Raw genomic sequence first — 10,272 nt, 5'->3', positions numbered from 1 at the left:
TGCCAGAAAGTGGATCATTGCCGCCACCTCTTCCGGTTCACAAATACGTGCCAGTGGTACCAGCGTTTTTTCCATCGCTAACAGCGCATCACCACCCTCTTCATGCGCCATCGGCGTATTCACTGAGGTCGGACACACGCAATTAACCCGTATTTTTCGGTCCGAGAGTTCCAGTGCCGCGGTTTGTGTCATGCCGACCACCGAGAACTTGGATGCACCGTACGAACCCAGATCGATAAAACCGGTTTTACCAGCGTAAGACGCGGTATTGATCAGGCTGCCACCTTCATTCATCAGACGGGCCGCATGTTTGATTCCATAGAACGCCCCGAGGGTGTTCACATCAAAGCAACGCTGAAAATCTTCCGCGGTGGCATCCTTCAACTGACGGTAGTTGGCAAAAATTCCGGCGTTATTGACCAGAATATCCAGACCACCGAATTGATCGACAGCGGTCTGCATTAACTGCTTAACCTGTTGTTCTTCTGTCACATCGGTGGGTACAGAGATACCCCCAACCTCAGCCGCCAACTCAGGGCAATCGTTCAGATCGCCAATCACCACTTTGGCGCCCGCACGGGCAAAACGCTGTACCACCGCCTTACCGATACCCGAACCACCACCGGTGACCACGGCCACTTTGTTTTTCAGGGAGAAAAAAGAATCCATTAATGGCTTCCTCTCTAGATCTAGTTAGTTCAGATACCCGGCGACATGCCACCTGCTACAGGCAGCGACACTCCGGTCATATAACGTGCGGCAGGACTTGCCAGATAAGCAACCGCATCGCCGATCACCGACGGTTCTGCCGAATAACCCATTGGGATATTGGCATCTTCCAGCGCCTGAGCCTCCTCGAGGCTGATACCGTGTTCTTCGGCAATCAGTTCCAATGTCGTCGAGTGCATCTGGGTTACGATGGATCCCGGACACACGGCATTACAACGGATATTTTGTTTGGCATAGTTCACCGCGAGCTGTTTGGTGAGGCCAATCACCGCAAACTTAGTGGCGGTATAACAGGCGGGGATCGCTTCAACGGCACCCAGCCCCAGCAGGGAAGAAATATTGATAATGCTGCCACCGCCCTGTGCCTGCATGACGGGGATCACCGCCTGACTGAAATCTGCTACGCCTTTCACATTAACCTTGAAGCTCAGCTCCCAGTCCTGATCACTCAGCTCGGTAAAGTCGCTGGAGCCAACACCCACACCGGCGTTGTTCACTAAAATATCGATCTGGCCAAAGCGATTCAGTACCTGCTGCACACAGGATTCGATCTGCGTTTTTTGGGTCACATCCACAGCCACGGCCATCGCCTCGACACCCTGACCTTTCAACTGTGATACGGCGCCAGACATATCCTCTGACGCCTGTGCCAGATCGGTCACAACAACCGTTGCGCCCTGCTCAGCCAACTTCAGCGCAATCGCCCGGCCGATACCCTTGGGATGGCCCGCGCCAGTCACCAGCGCAACTTTTTGAAGAAGTGGTTTCATAATCTTCTCTCTAAACGTTCAATCCGGAGCATGTTCATCAAACACACCCTTACGGGTTCTGCTGCTTTTCCATGTATTCGACACAGTCGAGCAACCAATTGGGTGCCGTACCGGAATCACCCACACCGCCGTAACTCAGCATGCCTTCGGTGTCGAACTCACCGGCACGTATTGAAGCCACGACTTCTTCCAGATCCTGCAGGAACTTGTTCAGCAGATCTTCTTCCATGGGATCGATGGTCAGATGAATTGCTGGCGGTTCGTTCACACCCAGCAACACCCAACCGCGCTCGGTCATGCCACCCACCACCTGCTGGATGTTCAGGTCATCATTGGCCTGAATCATCAGCAACGGGCCGTGCGTCGGCCAGCTGCCGAGTCCCTCAATCGCTTCCACTTTGGAGAGGATCGAATTCTTCACATGCAGAATCTTACGGGCGTTCTCCACGTACCCCTCTTCACCCATATACTTAAGGATGGCCCACGCTGCCGCAGTGGACGCCAGCGGACGACTGCCCACAAACGACTGGGACACATACAAACCACACGGCCAATCCGTCACCGGTACATAGTGGTACTGCTGTTCAGTTTTAGAACGCCATAAAACGGTTGAACATGGCTTCGCTGCGTAACCGTACTTATGCAGGTCGGCGGAGATCGTCGATACGCCTGGCACGCGGAAATCGTACAGCGGGATATCGCAGCCCACCTCACGCAAGAACGGCAGCACGTAACCACCCACACAGGCATCAACGTGGAACCAGAGGTCGTGTTTCAGCGCCAACTGTCCCAGTTCCTCTACAGGGTCCACCAGACCGTACGGCCAGCTTGGAGCGGACGCTGCGATACCGATGGTGTTCGGCCCGATTGCTGCTTCCATCGCAGCTACATCGGCCAGGAAGTCTTCCCCTACCGGGATACGAATAACCTTGATACCGAGGAAGTGGGCACCCTTAGAAAAGGTGGAATGGATGGAGTACGGCGCGACGATTTCAGGTTCAGTGATATGGGGTTTGGTCACCTTGGCCTGTTCGCGCATGGCGTGCAAGGCACAGAAAATACTCTCCGTACCACCGGAGGTAATGTTGCAACGGGACTCCTCATCACCGTGCATAATCTCAACACACATATCCATCACTTCGTTCTCCAGCTTCGCCGCGCCGGCCTGCTGGAAACTGAACAATGCATTGTGGGAGAAAAACTTCAGATAGGCCTGTTCAATCAGAGCCTGAATATCTTCGCCACCTTTCAGTGAGTTACTGCTTAACTTCCCTTCGGTATCGGGAGTCATTTCCTGCTTCAGGCAATCTAACTGCTCCAGAATCTGCTCGGAGCTGCTGCGCTGCTTAGGAAATACGGATGGTTTTATTTTTTTCATGTATCACTCCCTAACAGAGATAGGTCGCACCCGTACCCCAAACCGTGGGGCACGGGTGGATAAAACGGTTACAGAAGGCCCGCAACCTTCAGTTCGGCCGACACCTCTTTGATGCTCTCGCGCAGGGTCGTGATGATCTCGTCACACTGCTCTTTCGACAGTGTCAGCGGTGGTGAAAGGACAAGCAGGTTGCCGATCGGACGGACAACCACACCACGGTTCAGACAACGCTGGAACACACGCATGGCCGAACCGGTCGCAGCATCAAAACCTTCTTTGCTGTTTTTATCTGAAACCAGCTCAATACCCACCATGAAATGACTACCGCGCACATCGCCCACAATCGGCAGTTCCTGCAGGCTTCGCGCCCTCTCATAGAAGTATGGTCCAAGCTCCTTAACCTGATCGCAGATACCCTCACGCTCCATAATTTCGATGTTCTTAAGAGCTGCGGCGCAGGCTACCGGATGACCGGAATAGGTAAAGCCCAGTGACAACACACCACCCTCACACTGTGGTTCGCTGATCACATCGTAGATTCTGTCGGAAAGCAGCGTTGCGCCGAGCGGCTGGTAACCGGAGGTCAGGCCTTTGGCGATACAGATGATGTCTGGCTGAACACCAAACACGGCTTCGGATGCGAACATATGGCCCAAACGACCAAATGCGGTGACAACTTCATCGGCGATATACAGCATGTCGTACTGCTTACACACGTTGTACATACGCTTGTGATAATCCTTCGGGGCCACCAGCACACCACCCGCGCCCATGATTGGCTCGGCGATGAATGCGGCCACATTATCAGCCCCCAGCTGTAGAATGCGGTTCTCAAACTCCGCGACCAGAAAATCGCAATACTGCTCTTCATCCATGCCTTCGGGGCGGCGGTACATGTTGGCGGCAGAGACATGGTGAATCATGCCGTCGATGCCATCGAAGCTGTGTTTAGTGGCGTGAATACCGGTCAGACTGGCGGCCAGATAGGTGGAGCCGTGATACCCATCAACACGGGAGATAATTTTCTTCTTGCTGTGTTTACCCAGCAAATTGAAATAGTAGTGAACCAGACGGATCGCGGTATCGTTGGCCACAGACCCACCACAACCGTAAAACACATGATTCAGATCACCCGGTGCCAGCTCTGCCAGCTTGGCAGACAGGATAGACGCAGGGGCATTGGTCGTATGACCAAATGGATTGTAGTAGTCCATCTGCATGATCTGCTGGGAAATCGCATCTGCCATTTCACGACGACCATGACCGATATTTACACACCACAAACCGGCGATACCGTCGAGAAAGCGGTTACCGTCAGTGTCAGATACGTAGGCACCTTCAGCATTAACGATGACCTGGCTGCCTTCACTCTTAAACGTGCTGAAGTCAGTATAGGGATGGATAAAGTGGTCCTTATCCATCTGCCAAAGTTGCTTGGCATCAAATTCGGTTTGCATTGACATTAGATTCTCCTAACCAGTTCTCAAGGGCGGCCGAGATATCCAGGCACGCCACTGTTAGGCTCATCTAATCACTTTAAAAAATGGCTGAGTAGTTACCCGAAATGGGTAACGGGTTGCACGCACGGCGGGCGTTACAGGCTTTTTACGGGCTCAAAGACGATATCAGCGTATTAAATCTGAACGCGGTACTGCTGTGGGGAGAGGCCAAATTTTCTGCGGAATGCACGATAGAAACTGGGGGGATCTGAATAACCCAACAAGGCCGAAATTTCATTGGCCGACAGGGGCGATTTCTGTAAATAAGCTTTCGCCATCCCAAGCCTGAAATCCAACACAATCTGACGAAAAGTCATCTGTTCATCAGATAATCGGCGCTTTAGCGTGCTGATCGACATATTAAATGCCGTGGCAACTTCGTCGATGGTAGGAATATTCTCTGGTGCCCGCGCCAACATGTGGTGGATCTCACTGGTCAACCCCCGCTCCAACTGCAGGTCATTCAGTAACATTTCACACTGCTGCTCACACAGCACATCGGTCCTTTCACTGCGACACTCAAAGGGATGCTCAAGCAATGGGGCGGGAAAATACAGGCGACTTTCCCGATGTTCATAGCTGATCGGGCATCCCAGCTCAGCCGCATACACCTCCGGATAGCCGGGAGATCTGAATCCAAATTCAATCCGCGAAAACCATTGATAGCCGATCTCAATATCGAGACCGATATTACAGAGGTTCGCCACCAGCTCTTCCGTCAGATAACAGCACACCGCATTGGACATATGAGGCCGTCTGAATGTCCTCACAGCGATCCAGGCATCATCACCCTGCTGCTGCAACTGCAGCTCCAGCATTTCGCCATAAAGGATCACGTAACGCTGCAGACGTTCAAGTGCCTGTCGGAGTGTTTTGCTCCCCAACAAGGCATACCCCAACACACCATGTTCCGGCAATGCCGTATGCTGGCCGACACTCAGCCCCAGCCCCTGAACCTTCGATTCGGTGATCAACAGATCAATCAGTCGCAGGTAGTTCTCCACAGGAATCAACTGCTGACTGTCCTGCAGATCATGCCGATGCAAACCAGCTGCCGCAATGTGGCTCGAGCAGTCAAAACCCCGGATTTCAGCGGCATCGACAGCCTTGATGGCATAAAGCGCCAGCGTCTGATCCTGAGTTCTGTCTTTCATAAATTTGGTCCTAAATGCTACTAGCATAGAGCTTAAATGCTATCACCCAAAACGGGATTCTGCATTACTCTCGATTCCAACATAGCAGCAAACGTACCCACTAGTGGTTACACAGACGCAACAGGCGACGCTAATCAGGACAGCCTTACGCAAACGTACGTCGACTATTTCGCATAAACATAACAAACACGAGGATAGGCTATGACGGACAAATATCTTGGCTCCAGCGAGTGGTATACGCTTTTAGCTAAACTGGTAAAACACACTGGGGATCAGAAATGCCCCCACCTGATAGCCAAAGCATGCCAGTTGGTTTCCGGCTACAACAGCACCCTGATAACAGCCTATCCTCGCAACCGCCGTCCGGTTCATGTTTACAGCAACCTTCCTGCTGATCAGATCAGTTGCACCCTGACCCCATACTTTGAAGGTGCCTATCTTCTGGATCCGTTTTATGCCCTGTGTCAGAACGAGGCACCAAACGGAATCTATCGCATGACGGACCTGGCCCCCGATGAGTTCTACCAGAGTGAGTACTATCACAGTTATTACGCTGGCACACAGCTGCGCGATGAAGCGAGCCTGCTGATTCGTGTAACACCTGATCTGTATATCGTTGTTTCTCTGGGATTACGTGCCGAGGATAATGACACGCCGAAGATCCGCTTTAAGGATCTGCAGACAATCAGCGCCATGCTGGTCAGCATCTGTGAGCAGTTTTGGACGGCAAACGGTGTGGGTATAGAGATGCTGGGCGGTGCTGTGGACTGTGACCAACCGCTGTATGGAGAATCGCTGGACAAGACCTTTATGAACTTTGGGCGTAATTTCCTGAGTGAAAGGGAGTGTGAAGTGGTTCGACTTATCTTGAAAGGTCACTCCAGCAAAGCCATCGCACGTGTCCTCGATATCAGCCCGGATACGGTCAAAGTTCATCGTAAACGCTTTCACACAAAACTGAACATCAGCTCTCAGGCTGAACTGTTTTCGTTGTTTCTCGACGCGATATCCTTAGCACCCCTGACCAGCGACGAAGATCCGCTCAGCTACTACTTTGCCGAATACCCATGCCGCAAGGCGAGCTAACTACATCAGCGGTGCTTTATTAGACGATTTACACGCCCCAAAAGCCGGTATGCAGGTACATACCGGCTTTTGGGGCGTAGGGAAACATCCAGCCCTGACAAGAAACGTTATGCCACAGCAAATTCAGCCCGCAGCTGCTGTTCCGACAATCCGTAACGATGGGCGATATTGTCAAAAAACGGTCCCCAGTGATTGGTCAGCACCTCAACCTCATCGCTGTCCTGCTGCAAGCTGTTGTAACCCGCTTCACCCGGTACCCGCACGCTCTGTCCGGGACGGGGCTTACAGGCTTTAATCTGGCTCACATATTCATCTGAACGCGCCTTCACTGCCGCAATCGGACCAAATACTGCCGGATTGATACAGAGGAAGTAGCTGCCGCCGACACTGGTCCCCAATTCGCTCTCACCTTCTGCCGCATGCTCAAAATCGTCGATGGTTGGCATTTGAGTAGACGGTATACCAATCGGATTAATGATCGCTGTCATCATCTCATTCCACATATTCATCGCGTAGGTTCTCGGCGTTTCAATCTGACCGGCACACGTGTAATCCCAAAGACGTCCGTAACCATCGATCTGTTTCGCATAAGGCCTCGCATCATCCGTCACTTCGCCGCTTTTAGGATCGATACACCACTCACCTTTCATGGGTTTATCCTGCAATACTGCCTCGGCAATATCAGCATCATAAAACTCGGCAAACTTAATTGATGTCCATACCGGAGGCTGCTCACCGCCAGGAGCTATGGCATCAAACGGTGGGCAGGACAGCTGGTTTTCCATACCGCCAAAGGGCGCTGCCAACGGCACCGTATTGTTCGATGCCATCGCCATCATATTTTCTTGAAACGCTTTATAGACGTAGGCGGAAAAGCTACCACCATCAAAATGATTGCCCCCGTAAACAATGGCAATACCGCTGGTACGAGCTTTCTTAATAGCCAGATCAGCCATCACATTCAGCGCGTAATAACCGGAGGAACGTTTCCCATCGACCACCGCCCAGGCAGGCCCTTCGCTGATCACTTCCGGTATCGCCTTAATATCTAAGCCACCACCTTCAAGACACAGGTCGATGCACTCATAAACACCCAGCCCCTGATTCAGTTTCCCCTGGCGGTGTGCAAAACCAATGGCATTGGCCACATGATCGGCGTGTACTTCACTGGCACCGGCGGCCATCCATACGCGCTTAACAGCGTACTCAAGAAAATGGATATTTTCCGTGCGTGTTTCAGTCACAGACATTGAGAGATCCTCGTTCCTGTCGCTAGATTCTTATTTTGAAATTTCAGCATGTGGACAGTGTTCAATCTGCCCCTCGAAGGAGACCAGATGCGCGCGCTCCAGGCGTCGCTCCATCCAGATAAACATCAGAGCGCCCAGCGCCATCATGATCGCGGCAAATAGATAGGCAGCGTTATGCCCATTACCATTCAGAATGACACCAAACACACCCGGCCCAACGGCTGCACCCAGCGCCAATGCGGATGCGATTAGAGAAGCAAAACGACCGGAGATATCCGCATCACTGATGATGCCGAACAGATATGCCAGAGAGAAATAGTACGCGGCGGGGAAAACAGCCATGAGTAAACCGAATTTGAATGTGGTGATCTGGCCCACCAGCAATAACATAGAGATTAAGCTTAATACGACACCGGTAATGATCGGAGTTATACGTCCCCAACGATCCCCCACTATAGCGGCGACAAAAGGTCCGGCGGCTGATGACACCAATCCCAATGCCAGCAACTGTCCAACCACGACCGGATCCAGGGCATCGTGAGCCAGACGTTCGGTAAATGCCCACAATCCCGCAAAGCCTGCAAAGAAAACAACCAGCGCACCTAATCCAATAAATACTGATGCACCAGCAGCCTTCTTCGTTGTTTTATCTGGCGTAAGCGCTCGACCACGAACCGGTATGCCACTACTTAATAGCGCCAACACAAAAATCACCAGCGCCAAAACATAAAGCATGCCTTTTAGGCCAAAGTCGTCGATAACCAATACAGGTAGCATAAACATCAACGCGGCCGGGATGATCTGTTCCGGTATCAACTTAATGGCAAACCGTCGATCTTTATCCGTCATATCGGACACCAACGTCACGCTTAACGCATACACTACTGCAGCCCCTAGACCAGACAACATCATGCCTAATATAACGCCTTCATAGGACTCGCTGAATGTTGCACTACCGGCTAATCCCAGCACCATTAAGCCTCCGCCAGCCATAGACAGCACACGCCAATTAGCGCGTCGTATCCAGATCACGGATGTCAGAGTGACAACAAAGTAAGCGATGTAATACAGGGAGGCGACCATGCCTGTCGCTGCGTCATCTAACTGCAGATGTTCAGCGATGGTTCCCAGTAGCAGGGGTAACAGGGCGAATACTTTCACACCGGCAGTACCCAGTGCGCAGGCACCCAGCACACTAATACGGCTATCGATTTCTCTGAGATGCTGTTTCATTGTTATTTTTTCTCGTTTCAGTGGCATCTGTAAGTATGGAAGATCCCGAGCGAGCCTCTGAATAAAAGGTCGCCAGTGTTATTCACACTGGACCTAAGAGACCGGTTCAGCACTTATCCCATTTGAATTCCAGCTTAACTGCGCTGCCAGATCGCCCCAATACCCTCTATAGGTTATTACCCACTCGGTGGTATTCCCCTGCTCACACTGAAAAGCGATAACTGAGGCCATGAAATTTAATGACCTTCGACAAAACTATCAGGGCAACCTGCAACGTTCAGAACTTGAGCCCGATCCCTACCAGCAATTTGAAAGTTGGTTTGAGGATGCACGACACGCCGAACTGATCGAGCCCAACGCCATGAGCCTCGCGACTGTTGATAGCAACGGACAACCTTCTCTGCGCAATGTGCTGCTGAAACACGTTGATGATCAGGGCTTCGTGTTTTTCACCAATCTGGGTAGCCGAAAAGCACAGCAGATTGAAGAAAACCCTCGTGTCTCACTGATGTTTTCATGGCTGGGTTTGGAAAGGCAGGTGATCATTTCAGGTCAGGCAAGCATGCTGTCTCGTGCAGAAACCCTGCGTTATTTTTTGCTGCGGCCACGCAATAGTCAGCTAGGCGCCTGGGTATCCGAGCAAAGCAAGATCATCTCATCCCGCCGGTTGCTCGAAGACAAGTTCGAAGCGCTCAAGCGCTCCTTCACCAACAGTGAGGTCCCACTGCCTAAGTTTTGGGGTGGGTACCGGGTACATCCTTCGCAGATCGAGTTCTGGCAAGGTGGCGCAAGCCGATTACACGATAGATTCCAGTATATGAGAGACCAAAACGATCGCTGGAACATAGATCGACTATCGCCATAACGACCCATTTTTAGACCCCAAAAACAGGACAAGTAATAATGAAAAAGTCAGACGTGATGACGGTAGAGACGAACGGCGAACGGCTCTGGAGGCGGTTGCAAACCATGGCAGAGATCGGCGCTACGGCCAACGGCGGCTGTAACCGTCAGGCGTTGACCGACGAGGATAGAGCCGGGCGGGATCTCTTTATTCAATGGTGCGAAAACATCGGCTGTACCGTGACCATCGATCGCATGGGCAACATCTTCGCTCGACGCCCCGGTCGCGATAACAATCTGCCACCGGTGATTACGGGTAGCCATCTCGAT

At 52.0% G+C, this 10,272-nt stretch carries 9 protein-coding genes and 1 pseudogene; 3 read left to right on the top strand and 7 right to left on the bottom strand.

What is annotated here, in order from left to right:
* The 5 genes from ABYW01_RS06535 to ABYW01_RS06515 form a co-directional block, all read right to left on the bottom strand.
* The coding region (locus ABYW01_RS06535; protein WP_372831686.1) for an SDR family NAD(P)-dependent oxidoreductase at nt 1–669 on the bottom strand (669 nt) is incomplete at its 3' end.
* 29 nt (nt 670–698) lie between these two features.
* On the bottom strand, nt 699–1,499 hold the full coding sequence (locus ABYW01_RS06530) for an SDR family NAD(P)-dependent oxidoreductase (protein ID WP_372831685.1): 801 nt from the start codon (nt 1,497–1,499) through the stop codon (nt 699–701).
* Between the two features lie 49 nt (nt 1,500–1,548).
* Entirely contained in the window at nt 1,549–2,877 is a 1,329-nt protein-coding gene (locus tag ABYW01_RS06525; RefSeq protein ID WP_372831684.1) for an aminotransferase class V-fold PLP-dependent enzyme, read from the bottom strand.
* A 68-nt stretch (nt 2,878–2,945) separates the two neighbouring features.
* Nucleotides 2,946–4,340 (bottom strand): aminotransferase, encoded by a 1,395-nt coding sequence (locus tag ABYW01_RS06520; protein ID WP_372831683.1) that lies wholly within the window; start codon nt 4,338–4,340, stop codon nt 2,946–2,948.
* 170 nt (nt 4,341–4,510) lie between these two features.
* Nucleotides 4,511–5,530 carry an AraC family transcriptional regulator gene (locus ABYW01_RS06515; protein WP_372831682.1) on the bottom strand — a complete coding sequence of 340 codons (1,020 nt, stop codon included), beginning with the start codon at nt 5,528–5,530 and terminating at the stop codon, nt 4,511–4,513.
* 201 nt (nt 5,531–5,731) lie between these two features.
* On the opposite strand from ABYW01_RS06515, the gene ABYW01_RS06510 reads away from it, so the two are divergent.
* Nucleotides 5,732–6,616, top strand: coding sequence for a helix-turn-helix transcriptional regulator (locus tag ABYW01_RS06510; RefSeq protein ID WP_372831681.1), 885 nt, complete (start codon nt 5,732–5,734; stop codon nt 6,614–6,616).
* A gap of 107 nt (nt 6,617–6,723) precedes the next feature.
* Here ABYW01_RS06510 and ABYW01_RS06505 read toward each other — a convergent pair whose 3' ends face one another.
* Nucleotides 6,724–7,866: an Ldh family oxidoreductase gene (locus tag ABYW01_RS06505; protein WP_372831680.1), complete on the bottom strand. Its 1,143-nt coding sequence runs from the start codon at nt 7,864–7,866 to the stop codon at nt 6,724–6,726.
* Between the two features lie 30 nt (nt 7,867–7,896).
* Nucleotides 7,897–9,099, bottom strand: a complete 1,203-nt coding sequence (locus tag ABYW01_RS06500) for an MFS transporter (RefSeq protein WP_372831679.1) — start codon at nt 9,097–9,099, stop codon at nt 7,897–7,899.
* Nucleotides 9,100–9,328: 229 nt separating this feature from the next.
* Between ABYW01_RS06500 and pdxH the strand changes: the two genes are divergently transcribed.
* A complete protein-coding gene (gene pdxH, locus ABYW01_RS06495; RefSeq protein WP_372831678.1) occupies nt 9,329–9,964 on the top strand; it encodes a pyridoxamine 5'-phosphate oxidase in 636 nt (211 codons plus the stop codon).
* A gap of 38 nt (nt 9,965–10,002) precedes the next feature.
* Nucleotides 10,003–10,272 (top strand): annotated as a pseudogene (locus tag ABYW01_RS06490) (Zn-dependent hydrolase); the annotation flags it as partial.

Origin of the sequence: Pontibacterium sp. (assembly GCF_041587635.1) — a bacterium.
GTDB lineage: Bacteria > Pseudomonadota > Gammaproteobacteria > Pseudomonadales > Balneatricaceae > Pontibacterium.
This window is presented reverse-complemented; position numbering and strand designations above follow the sequence as displayed.

What these genes read in the sequence shown, in the direction of transcription:
- ABYW01_RS06530 (WP_372831685.1), bottom strand. Translation starts at nt 1,499, where the DNA reads ATGAAACCACTTCTTCAAAAAGTTGCGCTGGTGACTGGCGCGGGCCAT.
- ABYW01_RS06525 (WP_372831684.1), bottom strand. Translation starts at nt 2,877, where the DNA reads ATGAAAAAAATAAAACCATCCGTATTTCCTAAGCAGCGCAGCAGCTCC.
- ABYW01_RS06520 (WP_372831683.1), bottom strand. Translation starts at nt 4,340, where the DNA reads ATGTCAATGCAAACCGAATTTGATGCCAAGCAACTTTGGCAGATGGAT.
- ABYW01_RS06515 (WP_372831682.1), bottom strand. Translation starts at nt 5,530, where the DNA reads ATGAAAGACAGAACTCAGGATCAGACGCTGGCGCTTTATGCCATCAAG.
- ABYW01_RS06510 (WP_372831681.1), top strand. Translation starts at nt 5,732, where the DNA reads ATGACGGACAAATATCTTGGCTCCAGCGAGTGGTATACGCTTTTAGCT.
- ABYW01_RS06505 (WP_372831680.1), bottom strand. Translation starts at nt 7,866, where the DNA reads ATGTCTGTGACTGAAACACGCACGGAAAATATCCATTTTCTTGAGTAC.
- ABYW01_RS06500 (WP_372831679.1), bottom strand. Translation starts at nt 9,099, where the DNA reads ATGAAACAGCATCTCAGAGAAATCGATAGCCGTATTAGTGTGCTGGGT.
- pdxH (WP_372831678.1), top strand. Translation starts at nt 9,329, where the DNA reads ATGAAATTTAATGACCTTCGACAAAACTATCAGGGCAACCTGCAACGT.